The organism is Brenneria sp. L3-3C-1, from assembly GCF_016456245.1.
Classification (GTDB): Bacteria; Pseudomonadota; Gammaproteobacteria; order Enterobacterales; family Enterobacteriaceae; genus Brenneria.
The window spans coordinates 1-15,072 of record NZ_JAEMHF010000008.1; the positions used below are offsets into that span (position 1 = coordinate 1).

Genomic DNA, 15,072 nt, shown 5'->3' on the forward strand with positions numbered 1-15,072 from the left:
TTCAGGGCAAAAGCAATTTGCTCTTCAGTACAGCGGATCTTTTTCATGGCCGGATTGCCTCTTTTTTAAGGAAAAGAAGGGCAGAAAACTCCAGTTTAGCCTGGTCCTGTTTAATGGGAAGAGATCACAATGTGCGATAATGAAATGGACACCTCCCCACAATCGGCTTCAATGAGTCATGCTGTCAGTGTGTGCCAACAGCAAAATGGAAGAGGTGTCCAATGGAAAAAATTATCGGAATTGATCTGGCAAAGCGAGTTTTTCAATTACACATTGCCACTTTGCAAGGACAGATAAAAGCCAACAAAATGGTAACCCAGTGAAAAACTGATGGCTTTCATTGTTCAACAACCACCGTCAGGGATAGTCATGGAAGCCTGCGGTAGTGCAAATTACCGGGCTCGTCAGTTCAGAAAATACGGACATGATGTTAAACAAATCAGCCCCCGGTATGTTGTCTCGTTCAGAATGGGGAATAAAAACGATAAGAATGATGCCATTGCCATCGTTGAAGCTGATAGCCATCCAGGGATGCGCTATGTACCGGGAAAAAGTCTGGAGCAGCAGGATATGTAATGCCTGCTCCGGGGTCGCCAGCGTCTGATGAAAAACAGAACTGCTCTCATCAATCAAATACGAGGGTCAGGGCTGGAATACGGTATCGCCATACCGGAAGAGCCACACAAAGTGGCATCATGCCTGCCCGATTATCGGGAAGACGCAGAAAATGAACTGACGGCAATGAGCCGGCAGTTATTTCATGAGTTGTTGCAGGAGCTCAGGTAATATCAGCGGTGATTAAAAGAACTCGATAAACGCCCTGAGCATATCGGGTCACTGAATGAGGATACAACCCGCTTACAAAGTTTACCGGGCATTGGTGTCTTGAGCGCATTCGCACTGACGATTGCACCGGGGGACCGTTCCGATTTTTAAAACGGCCGGCATTTTGCCAGCTATTTGGGACTGGTCCCGAAGGAGTACAGCCGTGGTGGAAAAGTTAAATTGTTGGGCATAACAAAACAGGGTGATGCTTACCTGCGTGGTCTTCTTATCTATGGCGCTCGCTCAGTGGTGTACCGAATCGGTAACCTTCCCGATGAACGTTGTAACGGCCTGCAACACTGGCTCAGGGGGATAATAGCCCGAAGTTGCGTGAACAAAACCGTTGTCGCTCAGGCAAACAAGAATGCCCGAATGGCCTGGGCAGTGGTCAATCAGCAAACTATTTATGTACAGACGTGATATAAATTTTTAAGTAAAGTCAAAGAGCTGATGTGATGACAGGTAGAACCGACTCTCTGTGAACCTGACAAATAATCTGGTTATAACAGACCATTGCGATAATGAGGCCAGAGAATACGGATGTTCATCAGGGCTCGTTGACGCCGAATATAGGTTTGTGACTACATTGTCAGAGAAAAGGAACGCCCACGCTTGCATTGGGTCTGTGTCCATATGAGTTATTTAGGCGTTAAATATCATGCCGACATTTCCCGGATATTATCCACCGCAAGCGTATATCCAGAGAAACGAATTGATATCAAGCGTCATGGTGAAACCGCGACTGAGTCCAGCAATAACGTTTATCCGTTTGATGTGGTGTCCGCCGTTTTCCGTCAATCGACCAAGGCGACGACACGATCCCCTGCGCCCGGCTGACATTCTGCCGCAATAGGAGACCATCCGTGGCTCACGACGACTTGCTGGCCATCGAGGCAAACCTCCAGGCGTTCGCTGCCTGGAATTTTCTCCTGAATGAAGGTTTCGACAGTTTGCGGTAAACTGATTTTCAGGCGCATGGCCTCACGATCCTCCTTGGGGTGATCGTCCAGATGTACCAATGGCACAAAAGTCGATGCCAACATCATCCAACGCGAGGGGATCTCAATGGGGTCAGGCGTATAGGGTGCCTTACGAAGCCAATCTTGCGCTCGCCCGCGTAAGTCCGCACCATCGGCAAGGTTTCCCCACGCCACAGCAAGCAACTCCATGACCCATTGGTTACAATTCTGATAGTCTAGGCCAAAGGCATAGGCGTTGGCGCTGTAGTTCGCAGCCAGCAACCGTAAGGCCAGCCGCTTGTCGAGTGCCGCTGAACGCAACTTCCGTGCGGCTACCGGAGGGATCTTGATGATCGAGATATAACCGAGAGATGCATTTTCGGTTCCCATAACGAACCCAGCCAGCCCTTGATCATAGATTCGTGGGCGTCCTTCATCGCAGGCGTAATAGAGCTGGCGAGCGGTCCAGCGACCATCCTCGCCACGCAGCGCCACAGCAGCATGTGAATAGCGGATATTAAAGCGTGACAGGTCAAGACCGGAGCGACTAATCAATACCGTATCCCCGTCGGTTGCGGCGAGTTCTTCGTTCACGACCGCAGCGAATCGCAGCAAGCGATCCTGCTGAACCGCGGAAAACTGCTGTGTGCGATCACAAAAGTCTGACCCCACTGAAGTCTGGGGAGACGATGTGACAGGACGTTTCGCGCACCCGGTGGCGAGCATGAGCACGGTTAGAATCCAAGCTACCTGGCAGCGCTTCCTCATCACTGGGTAACGGCGCGCGCGGCGAGATCGTCATGCCAGTTGTCAGCAAGTACCAGGTAAAAAGCTTCCTGCGTATCGCCACGAGCGAATTCGAGACCATAGACCCTCTGCTGCGCAAGTACGATGTCGCCGGCCTCCAGGTCTTGCGTGTCGAGAACCGCCTGGGGCAGATCTAGCACGAGATGCCGCTGAGCATTATTGCCTTGCATGGTGACACGGCGAAATCCGGTGCGGTCAGGCGCGTCAGCGACATCAATGATGCGGTAGTTGCCGCCCGCCGTCTTTTCATCATCCTTTGAGCTGTCGCTCGATCCACTTAACGAATCCGATACGCTCCCACTGGATGCCGAGCCGGCACTTGAGGCGGAGGATGCGGATGAAGCGAAGATTTCAGCCTGCGCGTGGAATGAAGCAGCGGTGATTGCCATGATACAGACAAGACGAAAAATCGTTAGAGACGCCATAGTGGCTCCTTAAGTAAAGCAAACATTGACTACGTTGCTCTTGCTAAGAAAAAGTGGCGGTTCAATGCCGACACCTTTCTTTATGCTTTATGACAACCCCGCAGCAACGACTATTCCGGCTTAAGATTTGTGTCGTGCGCCATGGGTTTGTGGTCGATACGGTCAGCCCCAGAGTCTGATGCTCGAGGACGATATTGACTGTATAACGATAGATTACTAATGACCGATCGTTCATTATCAATCTAATCTACTACCGAATGATCGGACAGTAAATACCCGAAGCGACAATATCAACATATCTATTGGCGACAGACTCGGGGCCAGAGACAAAGAGATCGTATGGCCACTCCGAGTGCGAAAGGAGCAGGCAGCCCGCCCCTAGCGAGCTGCACAAACCGGGGAAGGAGACAACGCGGAGAGTAACTATTCGCCAGGGCGTAATAATAAAGTCAACAGTTTGCGATGCGTTTCTTTGATTGCTTGCAGTTCGCTCTGTGCCTTCTCCTTACCCATTACCATCTGAGCCACGGCCGAATAGACAACGGGGGCCATCACAAGGTTGAAATTCTCGGTCAATGGACTGGACTTTACGACTCCGGCCGCCACGAACCCATCAATAAGCGCTTGACGCTCCCTGCGCCCCTGCATATTCCCCGCATCCCATTTTGCGAGCAGGTGCGGCACTCGATGCCCTTCGGTGATGAGAAGTCGGGCAATCGCAATTGTGTCGTCGGTTAACCCGCCGTAGGCAAAATCGACAAGGCGCTCGACCAGCTCGTCAGCGTTCTCCACATCCCGCAACAAGCTCCAGTTGCTTTCCGAGCGGCTCATCAATTGCTCAAGGAGCGTCTCGAATATATCGTCCTTGTTGGCGAAATGAACATAGACGTTGGCTTTGGATATGCCAGCCCGGCGAGCGATCCTGGCAATGCTGGCGGCGGTAAAGCCCAATGCACTGAACTCAATCAGCGCCGCTTCGAGGATCTGCTGGCGCCGAACCTCAAGGGGCAAACGTGTTCTTTTCTTTTTGGGAGCAACCTCGGCCAAGGAGGCTGATGGATTTTTTTTCTTCATGCTGCCGTGTCATGTAAGCGCCGGATCGCAAGATCTGTGCGAAGCACCTAAACATATCCGACGAAATTAACGGGGCCAGGAGGAAAGCATTTCCCTCGCTTTGGCGTCGTTCAAGGCTGTCAACATTGAAACGAATGCAACGTCGCGCGCCATTTATCGCAGACCACTGCATCACTGACGGCGAGAAATGCGACTAAACGGGTATTGGCTAGCCGCCTCGTGGCCAACAAGCTATGGGCGCAGCCCTGGTTCGTCAGAGTGTAAAGCACGGGGGCGTCCAACGCTCTCTTTTATTGACCGCTCTCGCATACCGGGCGTTTTAAACCATCAATGAATAGCTCCCCAGCCCGGGGCAACCTATGTTTCCTCTCATCACAAAAAATCAGCAACTGAAGTTGATGAAACTTGCTGAAAAAGTTCTACTGACCGATCGTTCATTATGGTATAAGGTTTCTCACCCCCTACAGCACCGCCTGTTGCGGGAAGAACATGGCAAGCAGATGTGTTTTCCCGCTCCCTGCTGCATAGCCGGGCCACGTTGCTGAATGGGGGCGCGTCAGGCGGCCAGACTGCTTGATGATAATTCCGGCTTGACCAACGCCTTCTTCACAACAGGAAAGGAATACACTTATGAATGCATGCCGCTTCATCCTGCTTACCCTGGTTGTGCTGGTTACCAGCGCTTGCGCCGGCGATAACGTGCAGCAGAAAGCCGTCGCTTCAAGTTCCCCTACGCCGATTGTCGTTGGTCGGGCCGATGAGTCTTCAACCCCCGACTTGAAAGCCACCCGCGCAATGGGGATAGCGGGTTCCGCTAGAACTGAGACGGCTGCGGCACCAGCCGCATCTCGGTCTGCGGGAGATGCGCCAGTCGCCCGGACGATGCCCCCCCTTATGTCGGCTAACGACACTATTCCGCCCGGCCCGAAAGGCTCCACGCGGGATCCGTGGGAGGGATTCAACCGTCGGATGCACAGTGTCAACAATGGCATCGACAGATACGTGACCCGTCCCCTAGCGATCACCTATGAGAAGATCACGCCAGAGTCGGTGCAATCAAGTGTGACGCGGTTCTTCAAGAACCTGAGCGAACCGACAACGGCGGTCAATCACACCTTGCAAGGCAGGCCGGGCCAGGGCGCCCAATCATTGGGGCGCTTTGTTGTCAACTCGACCATCGGGATCGGCGGCCTGTTCGATCCGGCGTCCCACATCGGCTTATCCAGGCAATCCAGTGAGGACTTTGGGCAAACGCTTGCCACATGGGGCTGGCGCGATTCCCGTTATCTCGTGATGCCTTTACTCGGCCCTCGTACCGTCCGCGACACCGTGAGCATGGTCGGCGACCAACCTCTGTCTCCCATCGGCTACGTGGAAAACAGCGGAGTGGTATACACGCTGCAAGTCATGAAACTGGTGGATGGGCGCGCGCGCGCGTTCCCCATGGACGAAGCCCGCAAGCAGGCGGAGGACGAATATGTGCTGGTGCGTGATGCCTGGATACAGCGACGCGATAGTCAGATAGCTCAGGATCCGTGATGAACGCCAGAGGGAGGGGTAAAAACAGCCACGGCGATCGGCATCTTTCGCCAGATTAATTAGTTACGAACATAACTCGCACCACATTTAACTGTTAGGCCTTATTCCAAAATATTGAGAGGGAGCCTGGGGTTATGGCTCCCCCCGACTTTTCTCCTGTTGCGCGGATAGGATATGAGTTAGGCTGTATCCCTTAGCTCAACAGCCTCCTCAAAAATAACTGGATCGTCCCCAGTTTGAGCATGCTCAGATAGTTTCTTGCTGTTTTTTCTGAACGTATAGCGATCCGACGATTTTCTTTTAATGTTGCAAAGCAGCGTTCCACTACATTGCGTTTTTCGTACAACCGGATATTGAGTTTTCTGCGCCAGAACACAGAACCCAAAATATGCCATTCATAACATGTCTGTGTGCAAGGTAAGGTCGCCCACCTCTGGAAGAGCCTCTCTCAGGAGGCAGCATGGGGGAAATTAGAAACCATGCATCATCAGGAAAATCGTAACGAGCCAAATTAAAGGACTTTTTGTGGTTGAACCATGCTCCGTTTTGTACAAAAAATAGTTATGGGACACAGCCAAGTATGATTATCAGTGCAAAAATGCCAAGCTAAGTGGATAGTCAGATTAGCTGCACAGAAAATCCGCTTAAGTTTCCTTTAGCGGCCTTTTTGCTACAGTAGGCGATTTGGCAGGTTAAAGCGAAAAGTATCGCTCGATATCCTGAAGCAATTCCGGATGGGCTGGGTGCCAGTCTAGGCGTTTCCGGGTCAGCGCACTTGATGCCCGCATATCCATCTGTGCAAACATCGCCAGCCAGCCAAAATGGGCGTTAGCGGCTTCCGAGGAGAGGCTGGCCAGCGGGACATCCAGGCCCACGCTAATCGCTTCCGCGATATCACGAAGAGGAATGCCTTCTTCTGCTACCGCATGGTAACGCAGCCCGGATTGCGGTTGTTCCACCACAAGCCTGTAAAGCGTAGCCACATCAAGAAGATGAGCGGCGGCCCACTGATTGGTACCCTCACCCACATAAGCGGATACCCCTTTCTCTCTGGCAAGCGAGATAAGTGAAGTGACGAACCCTTGTTTACACTCATTATGGACCTGCGGGAGCCGGACAATCGAAACGTTGACTCCATTGTCTGCTACGCGGGCCCCGGCCAGTTCGGTTGACTTACGCGGATTCCGCGTCGCGGGATCATAAAAATCTTCGGTAGCCAGTTGACCCGGCGCGGCACAGCCCATGGCTGCAACAGAAGTAATGATCAAGGGGCGTGTAGAGCCCTGTAGCCCTCTTCCCAGCGCTTTGATGGCCTGGGTTTCTTTTTTCACCATCTCTTCCGGATGGCTAAAAGTGTTGTCATAAGCACAATGAATCACCGCATCGGCCTTTTGTGCCCCGTCAACCAGACTTTGAATATTTTCCAGCGCTCCCCGATGAGTTTCTGCTCCGACACGAGCAAGAAGTTGTTCGCCTTTATCCGAACGAGCCAGGCCCATTACCCGATGGCCAGCCCGAATAAGTTCTGTGGTGATCGCGAGTCCAATAAAACCGGTGGCTCCCGTTAAAAATATATTCATAATTTCCCCCGGTAAGCAGTTCAGATTAACTATTTCACCCTTAAGTGTCAGTGTAAAAGAGGATGATCGGTACGGTCTCTGCTATAAATTCGTTATTCTATGCAGATCGTACGGTATTTTATGGATCCTCTTTCAGAAGTTCTGTCATTGCTCAAACTGGAGGCTTATATCTCCGGCGGTTTTCCCCTAACTGCGGGAACCGGGCTTGAATTCAGGCGACACCAGGGCATCAAATGCTACGTTGTTATCGACGGAAACTGCTGGGTCGCTGTCACCGGGAGCCAGGAGGCAATCTTTCTAAAATCGGGCGACTGTGTGTTTCTGCCTTCCGGCGCCCCCTTTTGTCTGGCGACCGCTCCCGACAGTCTACCGCAGCCTTTTATCCCGCCGGACAAGGAGACGGGCTCAGCGCTAACAATGCAAGCGCCCCGGGATGGGGCGTTTATTCTTGGTGGACGTTTTACCTTCAGCAGCGCCCATGCCAATATCCTGCTGCATTCCCTGCCCCCACTGATACCGGTCACCGAAGGTATCGGGCAAAAGGTTATGCGTAATGCCATGGAATGTCTGCGAGAAGAGATGCGCGTGCCCCAACCGGGTGGTGATTTGATCGCGCAGCAACTGGTACAAATCATGCTGGTTCAGGCGCTAAGGGTATTCCTTCAGCAGAAAGGGAATGAACACGTTGGCTGGATGTTTGCCCTTTCCGATCCGCAGCTCAAAGCCGCGATTACTTATATGCACCAAGAGCCAGCTTTCCCCTGGACTTTGCAGGAATTGGCAAAGCGGGTTGGTATGTCCCGGACCGTTTTTACCGAACATTTTAAGCGCAAGGTCGGCATCACGCCGATGAAATATCTCTCCCAATGGCGAATGTTGCTTGCAGGAGAGCGCCTCAGAAATTCCCGCGATTCAATCACTCAGATCTCGCAGTCCGCCGGGTACAATAGTGATAGCGCGTTTGGTCGGGCGTTTAAAAAAGAGTGGGGATGTTCTCCGCGTGAGCATCGCCAACAACTTCTTCGCGCCTTTACCAGCCACGAACAATGACAGACCGTCGGTATCCGTTCAGGGTCTAGATTTTGCCGGTGGTGCTGGCCTGCCGGACGACGGCATTGGTTAATGCCATGGAATATGCCTCCTTTAGGGGGAAAAGAGGTGTACAGCGTACAGGGAAGTAACTCAGCAAACTTCTAATCCCGCTCATTATATTGTCATCAGCCCCCGCTTTTCATCCAGTATTTGGGCCACCAGAATAGCGGCGTCCAGTTCGCTGATCCCTTGCTCCCGCATCAGTTGAGCCCGTTGCGCTTTTTCGTGTTTTTCCGTCATCCCCAATGCCAGAAACAGGCTGGGCGGGACCACCCGAAACAGCGCTTCCACTTTGCTGGCTAACACTACGCCTTCGGTGTATTTACCGGGGGCTTTCTGCGCGGACAACAGCAACAGGCGCTGTTCTTCGGTCAGGATTTTGAAGCGCTCAAGTTGTTCTACTTCCTCGGGCGGCATAACCAGCAGTTCCCACCATTCAATCATGTTCAGCAGCTTTTTCGCGTCATCCGGAAAGTCAGCCAGGTTTTGCGTCGCCAGCCACAGCCAGATACCGAGTTTACGCCACATTTTTGAGCCTTTGGTCAGAAAGCGCGCCAGCAGCGGGTTGACGGTGATGATATGGCTTTCATCGGTAATATTGACGATAGCGCGGGACAGGTGCTGATCGCGTTCACCGATATTGTTGATGTGATTAATCAATGAAATATAGGCGATGGCAAGCTGGGCCTCGTAGCCTTCGCGGGCGAACGTGGCCAGATCGACCAGAGTGATATCGGCATCGGGCCAGGGCTGTCCTTCCCGGTTAAACAACTCACCCTCGAAGCCGGAGCAGAACATGTTCATGGATTCCGCCATTTCATAGGCCCGGTTGCGGCGGGGTTCCGGCAGCGTGGCGTCGCGGGAGAGGTCGAACAGCGCATCGCGCACATCCTGCGTCAGCGTCTGACGCCCGACCCGGTGGCACGTCGTGGCGGCATTGATGATCGCCTGGCGGATCATGGCGCGGTCAGGGCGAGTGAGACGCGCGTCTTCCCGCGCTTCGCCACCGGTAATCATCAGTCTGGCGGTGATCTCCATCTCACCCAGGATATCGCGCTGGTCGTCATCGTCCTGTTTTTCCTCCTCGTCGCTATCCGGCAGGTCGGCGCTGATATCCTGCTCCGCCAGCCGCCATGCGTCGGCGAAGACCGGCAGGGTGAGCCCGCTGCCGGGTCTGAGGCTAATTTTGTTGACCGTCAGTCCGTGCCGTTTCGCATAGTCAGCGATCAACCCAAAACTGTTTCCCGCCTCGACGATAAACAGGCGGGGGCGGTGCAGCGCCATCAACTGGGCGATTTTGCCATTCAGGGTGGCCGATTTCCCCGCCCCGGTCGGCCCCAGCAGCAACAGATGCGCGTTTTTGGCTCGATCGGCCGGATTCAGGGGATCAAAGTCGAACGGCGCGCCGCCCCGGTTGAAATAGCTGATGCCGGGATGCCCGGTGCCGGTTTCGCGTCCGAAGACCGGCAGCAGATTGGCGATATGCTGCACGAAATTAAACCGGGTATGCAGATGACGCTTGTCGCGGCCCGGATCGAAACACATCGGCAGCCAGCGCAGGTAGCTGCTTAACGGCGCCACTTCATCACCGTCCTGTACCGGCACCAGTCCGGCGTTGAGCAATACGCTGTTCAGTTCCCGGCTTTGCCGGTTCAGTGCCGCAACGTCCGGGCCCGACAGATAGAATGCCAGCGTACTGCGATACATTTTATGGCCTGCTTTCAGCCATTGTCTGACGTCCCGGCAGTCTTTCTTTGTGTATTCCGAATCGACATTTTCACCGATGGCGCGGTCTGCCAGGCGGTTCAGGTGCGCTTCCAGCCGGTCCTGCGGATAAACCACCATCGTCAGCGCCATGATGGCGGATTCTGGCAACAGGTCGAACAGGGCATTGATGCCGTCGCCCTTGCGGTTTTCCCCGGTCAGATGGCCGATACGCGGTGGTTTGCGTAAACGATCAACCGTCACAATCTTGTGAGGCAGCCGGTCAAAGCACCAAATCCCTTGACGCGCGTCGGAAACAGGTTCGCTGAACAGCAGTGACTCGGCAAAATCAGTCATGACCGGCGGCGTTGCTTCGTCGAGGGGATCTTGTTCCGGGGCCATGCCGTAAAATGCCTGGCGGTCGTCGCACGGCGGGGCAGGATTAAACCAGCGCGTCAGCCAGCGCTGAACGTCGGCGCCGGTCTGACGTCGTGCGTGAAGTCCGGCGCCCGCCAGCGCGGATACCAGCCTGTCGCCAGCATTATTCAGCGCCAGCTCCGGCGACAGGTCGCTGGGCTGCGTTCTGGCCGGCGAATAGCGGTAAATCACCAGCCGGGTGCGGCGAATTTGCCCCCGCCACGGCGTGCGAGTCACCACATCGTCAAAAAACAGACCGCCGGTGCGAGTGATGCCGTTCAGGTGCTTTTCCATTTCGCTCAGCCAGGCTTCGCTGAATGCCGACCCTTGCGCTGCCGGCGTCACATAGTCGCGTAGCTGTTGCAGATAGCCGCTGAAATCGTCCTCGTTCTGACAGAAAAACTGCACTACCCACGGACAGCTATCCAACTCCTCAAAGGTATCCTGAAGCGCGTCTTTGACGATATCCCGGATCTCGGATAAATGCTGCTGCGAGCGGCCTTCGGTGCCGACAGGGGTGATATTGTAAACAGCGCCCACCGAGCGGCCGTCGTCAAGCAGTAACGTCTGGCTGTCGTGCTGGTATTCTACCCACGGCAGCAAATCGACAAAGGAGGGGCCTTTCTGATACGCGGCGTTCGCCGCCTGTTGCGTGAGTTTCCCGGTACGAGGCTGTGCGGTCTGCATAATTACAGCGCCTCCGTGCGTTCGCCGGGCATGGCGTACTGCACCCGCGTGTAGAAAGGAAATACGGTGGAATAGCCCGGCACCGGCGTGGGTTCGCCGTCCGTCAGGTGTGGGTAGACATACATCAACATATCGGGGTTGGGCAGGCGTCGGAACTGCGCCCGGATTTCGTTTCCGGCGGTGCGGGTATAGGACTGCTGCTCTTGCGTCAGGGGCTGTTCCAGCGGGCGGCGCAGCAGGCTGCGCTGGTCATACAGCGTGCGGTTGTCGCCGGTTTGACGTCCCCACAGGCTCAGCATGGTGGTGTTTTCATCCACCGGCAGCAGGGTTTCCTGCGAGGTGCTGCATCCTGTAGCTGCCAGCGTCAGCAGCAGAAGAGAAAGAAAGTGGCGTTTCATCAGTCCAGTCCTCCTTTATTGCCGGTGGCCGGCGCGTATTTCACTTTGCGGCCCTGTTTTTCGTAATCAATGGCGAGTTGTTGCGTGATATGTAAGGCGACCGGGTGGCCGGGTTGGACGTAAACGGCATCGAACATCTGACCGTAGCGCTGTTTGAACCAGTCGGCGGATTCTTTCAGGCCGCCGCCCAGCGCCTGCCCCAGGACATACTGTCCGCTGTTGCCGGTGACGGCGGAGGTGATCGAACCGTCTTCCACGGTGGAGGTGGTCTGTCCGTTGGCGAACGCGCTGGCGGCTGCGGACGATCCCGACAGTAAAAATTGCGACGACAGATACTCTGCGGCGTTGGATTTACGCTCACCGGGAATACAGGGCAGGCCGTGTGGATCGGACAGCCAGCCGATCCCGCTGCCGCTGTTTTGTGAACTGTTGCCGCCACGGCCTGATTGACCGGCGGCCTGCGGAACGGTACGCACGGTGCCGTCGCGAAAGACGAAGGTGATGCTGTGAAGCGTACCGCGCACACAGGAGAGCGTCCAGTCGCCGGATGCCGTACCGGAAACGATAGCGCCTTCGACGTCGGGCAGTTCGATGCCGTTGGCGGTCAGGTTATCGCGGCCGATCAATACCTTGAAGGGATACGGATCGCTGACCGTGCCGTTAATCGGGATCCGCCCCAGCAGCGCGGTCATGGCGACCGAACCCGTCAGGGTGCTGTTTTCTGGCAGCGTGTAAATCGGCACAACCTCTTTAGCTGCACGTTTGCCTGACGTGTCCTCACCCTGAGCCTCCTTCTGCCGACCGTTCGCGCTATCTCCGGCTAAGCCGAACGGCATCGGGAACTGCACGCCGGAAACGGCGGGTTGACCGCGTTTGTCCACGGGCATGGCATCGGCAGGCTCTATCCAGCGCAGGGCGCCAGCGGGAACCCCCTGATTTTCCAGCCCCAGTCCGAGAGGAATATCGTCCGCGGCGGCGGGCTTCTGCGTCAGCTGGCTGAGTTTCTCCTGAACGCTGTCCAGCAGGGTACTCTGCTGCTTTTGTAGCGCTGAACTGAACGTCTCGCGCTCCCGGCTGATGGCGTTATTGATGCGGCTTTCCACATTCTGGTCGCGTTCACGTAGCCGCCGGTTCTCCTGAACCAGCGCGGCGCTGTTCTCACGCATTTCCGCCATTTCCTGACGGTACTGTTTCATCTGGCCGACCAGCGTGGCGACGGTATCCCGGGGCGTATCGCCGTCGATGCCCAGCGCGGTGAGCTCGTCGCCGCTTAAATCGGCCGCGGCATGTTCGTCCTGCTCGCTTTTTTCGCTGCCGGCGGGCTGGCAGGATTTCAGTCCGATAAATCCTGCGCCCAGCAGCAGGCAGGGGAGAAGCAGTTTCAACAGGTTGTTGGCCTGTAATTTCATCGTTTTGCCCCCTTGTTCCCTTTTTCGACAGCGGGCGGCTCCGGCAGTATGGCGCGATCCGCGCCGCCGTCTGTGACCAGGTACGCCACGGTGGTGTCTTGCGGCGTACCCTGTGCGCCGATCCAGTCGTGCTGAAACGTGGCGGCGACAAAGGCACCCTGTAACGTGCGTGGATCGAGGTGAATACGGCCCGGACTGCGGTTTTGCAGCCTGATGGCCGTGACCGCGTAGCCGTCGAGTTGCCAGGCCGCCAGGGGCGTGGCGGTTACCGGCTCAGTCGGCAGCAACGTGGTGACGGTAGCGGGCAGACGCGCGGGAGCCTGGCGAATTCCCGCGACCGGCTCGACGGTGCGCAACGGCGCATAGAGCATTTGCGCCGCATAACGGGTGAGCGCGACCGGCACGGGGAAAGGCGTTTCCGCGACGCTATCGGCCGGGGCCTCGGTATCCGGCCTGTCGGGGATATCGTTACGGTAAACCGCTTCGTCGTAACGCAGTTCCAGCGGCTCCAGCGCATCGCCGTCAGCGGCGCGCACATCCAGTAAAATCAGCTCGCCGCTCTCCACGTCATGGAGCTGAAGACGGGTATCGGTAAACGGTTTACTGGCCCGCAGGTAGACCGTTCCGCCGCTGCTCTGGATCCGTAGTTTGTCGCCGAGCTCGGCGGGGTAGCCGACGCGGACGTTTTTGTTGATAAGCAGCACGCGTTCATGGCCGACATGCAGTTCAACCGGCAGAGGGATGCGTTGCCATTGCACCAGCTCTGTTGCGGTAGCGAAGAAAGGGCAGAACAAAAGCAGGAGAGGCAGGATGACCTTTTTCATTTTTCCTCCGTTGCGCTCGTCGCTTCCAGTTTTTGCGGGGGGCGGGCAAAACAGTCGAGTGCGAGTCCCCAGGGATTTTTTTCAGCGTCCACGTCATAGCGCACGACGCTTAACGGGTAGCGTGCCAGCGCACGCTTGACGGGCTCCGCGCGATAATATTCATCCACGGTAAGATCGAGGGTGACCGTCCAGCGATCGCGATCCAGCACCTCCACGCGTTTGTGGTTAAAGCCGCGTCCGGGGATTTCATAAACGCCGCGCACCCGGTCGCGCAATTCTCCGGCGTCCCGGCGCTGACGGTAGTCTTGCTCCAGTTGCGCCCGGCAGGCGGGCGTCAGATAGGCGCTCAGTGCGGAAAGATTGCGCGGATAATCCCGATCGCCATCAACGGGCCAGCGGTTAATTTGCTGAAAGATGTAAAATGCGAAGGCGTAGACATTGCCCGGCGGTACCTCCCACCACGGACGGGTGCTGCCGGCGCGCAGATCGGGCGGATTATGAATGGTCAGGTGTCGTGGCGCGCTTTGCCAGCCGTACCAGAGTGCGGCGATAATCACCAGCAGCAGGCCCAGCGCCAGACGCAGGGTGATAATATGCGCATCGCGGGCGGCCAGCGCGTGTTTGAACTGGCTCATGATTTCACGCTCCTGCGGGTAGACCAGACCGCATTGCTTTGCACCAGACGGGGATCGCCGAAACCCTGACGGGCCAGCCAGGCGTCCGCCGAGCGGTATAGCCAGGTATCCGGTCGCCCCCGTTTCAGGCGCGCCAGATAGCGTCCGCCGACCAGAATGGCGAGCGCGGCGCCTGCCAGTCCGCCGGTGGGGATCAGCGCCCAGACGCCGAGTAACAGCGCGGGTGGTATTCCGCCGGTTAGTCCCGACAGGAAGCCGGCAGCCAGCGAGATAAAAAGCTCGGAAGCCGTCATCCCGCGAAACACGACCGGTTCGCGATTGAGGCGGTCCGGCAGAAAATCGATCGTCAATGTCATCACAGCACCTCGCTGGCCTGCGTCAGCAGCCAGATGGTCACGACCAGCAGGATGGCGCCGACGCCCGCCATGGCGCCCAGATCCTTCCACTGTTTTTTACCGTTTTGGATCTCCGAATAGGTGGCGATGCAACTGTTGGCGACGACCAGAAAACCTACGGCGCAGACGCCCAGCGACAGCAGGATCACGATGTCGTAGCCGTAATTTTTAAGCGTATCCATGATGCCGCTGCCCTTGCCGCGAGAGGGATCTTCCATCGTGGGTAAATCGGCATAGGTGGAAAATGAACAGGCGGACAGCAAGACGGCGAAATAAAAACGACGGATCAGGTGTTTTGTAGA

The 15,072-nt window shown here is 56.0% G+C and carries 17 protein-coding genes; 5 read left to right on the forward strand and 12 right to left on the reverse strand.

Annotation, left to right across the window (positions count from 1 at the left end; genetic code table 11):
- Nucleotides 1–330 precede the first annotated feature (330 nt).
- From JG725_RS20675 to JG725_RS20685, 3 genes are all read left to right on the forward strand, one after another.
- A complete protein-coding gene (locus JG725_RS20675; protein ID WP_233356443.1) occupies nucleotides 331–576 on the forward strand; it encodes a hypothetical protein in 246 nt (81 codons plus the stop codon).
- Between the two features lie 27 nt (nucleotides 577–603).
- Nucleotides 604–786 carry a hypothetical protein gene (locus JG725_RS20680; RefSeq protein ID WP_223881709.1) on the forward strand — a complete coding sequence of 61 codons (183 nt, stop codon included), beginning with the start codon at nucleotides 604–606 and terminating at the stop codon, nucleotides 784–786.
- Nucleotides 787–960: 174 nt separating this feature from the next.
- On the forward strand, nucleotides 961–1,245 hold the full coding sequence (locus tag JG725_RS20685; RefSeq protein ID WP_223881710.1) for a transposase: 285 nt from the start codon (nucleotides 961–963) through the stop codon (nucleotides 1,243–1,245).
- Between the two features lie 374 nt (nucleotides 1,246–1,619).
- On the opposite strand, the gene JG725_RS14795 is transcribed toward JG725_RS20685, so the two are convergent.
- The 3 genes from JG725_RS14795 to JG725_RS14805 all read right to left on the reverse strand — a co-directional run bounded on the left by JG725_RS14795 (nucleotide 1,620) and on the right by JG725_RS14805 (nucleotide 4,090).
- A complete protein-coding gene (locus tag JG725_RS14795) occupies nucleotides 1,620–2,378 on the reverse strand; it encodes a DUF2145 domain-containing protein (protein WP_199378693.1) in 759 nt (252 codons plus the stop codon).
- A 173-nt stretch (nucleotides 2,379–2,551) separates the two neighbouring features.
- Nucleotides 2,552–3,016: a hypothetical protein gene (locus JG725_RS14800; RefSeq protein WP_112092784.1), complete on the reverse strand. Its 465-nt coding sequence runs from the start codon at nucleotides 3,014–3,016 to the stop codon at nucleotides 2,552–2,554.
- Between the two features lie 423 nt (nucleotides 3,017–3,439).
- Nucleotides 3,440–4,090, reverse strand: a complete 651-nt coding sequence (locus tag JG725_RS14805; protein WP_112092783.1) for a TetR/AcrR family transcriptional regulator — start codon at nucleotides 4,088–4,090, stop codon at nucleotides 3,440–3,442.
- 894 nt (nucleotides 4,091–4,984) lie between these two features.
- On the opposite strand from JG725_RS14805, the gene JG725_RS14810 reads away from it, so the two are divergent.
- Nucleotides 4,985–5,629, forward strand: a complete 645-nt coding sequence (locus JG725_RS14810; protein ID WP_172290862.1) for a VacJ family lipoprotein — start codon at nucleotides 4,985–4,987, stop codon at nucleotides 5,627–5,629.
- A 324-nt stretch (nucleotides 5,630–5,953) separates the two neighbouring features.
- On the opposite strand, the gene JG725_RS20690 is transcribed toward JG725_RS14810, so the two are convergent.
- The gene (locus JG725_RS20690) at nucleotides 5,954–6,091 is read right to left on the reverse strand and encodes a hypothetical protein (RefSeq protein ID WP_370541768.1); all 138 of its coding nucleotides are present in this window, start codon (nucleotides 6,089–6,091) and stop codon (nucleotides 5,954–5,956) included.
- A gap of 230 nt (nucleotides 6,092–6,321) precedes the next feature.
- Nucleotides 6,322–7,209, reverse strand: coding sequence for an SDR family oxidoreductase (locus JG725_RS14820; protein ID WP_199378695.1), 888 nt, complete (start codon nucleotides 7,207–7,209; stop codon nucleotides 6,322–6,324).
- A 120-nt stretch (nucleotides 7,210–7,329) separates the two neighbouring features.
- On the opposite strand from JG725_RS14820, the gene JG725_RS14825 reads away from it, so the two are divergent.
- Nucleotides 7,330–8,259 (forward strand): AraC family transcriptional regulator, encoded by a 930-nt coding sequence (locus tag JG725_RS14825; protein ID WP_199378697.1) that lies wholly within the window; start codon nucleotides 7,330–7,332, stop codon nucleotides 8,257–8,259.
- Between the two features lie 156 nt (nucleotides 8,260–8,415).
- On the opposite strand, the gene JG725_RS14830 is transcribed toward JG725_RS14825, so the two are convergent.
- The 7 genes from JG725_RS14830 to JG725_RS14860 are packed head-to-tail and all read right to left on the reverse strand — an operon-like array spanning nucleotide 8,416 to nucleotide 14,988.
- Entirely contained in the window at nucleotides 8,416–11,109 is a 2,694-nt protein-coding gene (locus JG725_RS14830; protein ID WP_112092721.1) for a conjugative transfer ATPase, read from the reverse strand.
- 2 nt (nucleotides 11,110–11,111) lie between these two features.
- Entirely contained in the window at nucleotides 11,112–11,507 is a 396-nt protein-coding gene (locus tag JG725_RS14835) for a TIGR03751 family conjugal transfer lipoprotein (protein ID WP_112092720.1), read from the reverse strand.
- Nucleotides 11,507–12,916, reverse strand: a complete 1,410-nt coding sequence (locus JG725_RS14840) for a TIGR03752 family integrating conjugative element protein (protein WP_112092719.1) — start codon at nucleotides 12,914–12,916, stop codon at nucleotides 11,507–11,509. Before JG725_RS14840 ends, JG725_RS14835 begins: the two co-directional genes overlap by 1 nt.
- Nucleotides 12,913–13,740, reverse strand: coding sequence for a TIGR03749 family integrating conjugative element protein (locus JG725_RS14845; RefSeq protein ID WP_199378699.1), 828 nt, complete (start codon nucleotides 13,738–13,740; stop codon nucleotides 12,913–12,915). Before JG725_RS14845 ends, JG725_RS14840 begins: the two co-directional genes overlap by 4 nt.
- Nucleotides 13,737–14,375 (reverse strand): PFL_4703 family integrating conjugative element protein, encoded by a 639-nt coding sequence (locus tag JG725_RS14850; RefSeq protein ID WP_112092717.1) that lies wholly within the window; start codon nucleotides 14,373–14,375, stop codon nucleotides 13,737–13,739. The genes JG725_RS14845 and JG725_RS14850 overlap by 4 nt, the downstream gene beginning before the upstream one ends.
- Complete coding sequence (locus JG725_RS14855) at nucleotides 14,372–14,731, reverse strand: TIGR03750 family conjugal transfer protein (protein ID WP_150437847.1); 360 nt, start codon at nucleotides 14,729–14,731, stop codon at nucleotides 14,372–14,374. Before JG725_RS14855 ends, JG725_RS14850 begins: the two co-directional genes overlap by 4 nt.
- The gene (locus JG725_RS14860) at nucleotides 14,731–14,988 is read right to left on the reverse strand and encodes a TIGR03745 family integrating conjugative element membrane protein (RefSeq protein ID WP_233356446.1); all 258 of its coding nucleotides are present in this window, start codon (nucleotides 14,986–14,988) and stop codon (nucleotides 14,731–14,733) included. The genes JG725_RS14855 and JG725_RS14860 overlap by 1 nt, the downstream gene beginning before the upstream one ends.
- Between the last annotated feature and the right edge of the window lie 84 nt (nucleotides 14,989–15,072).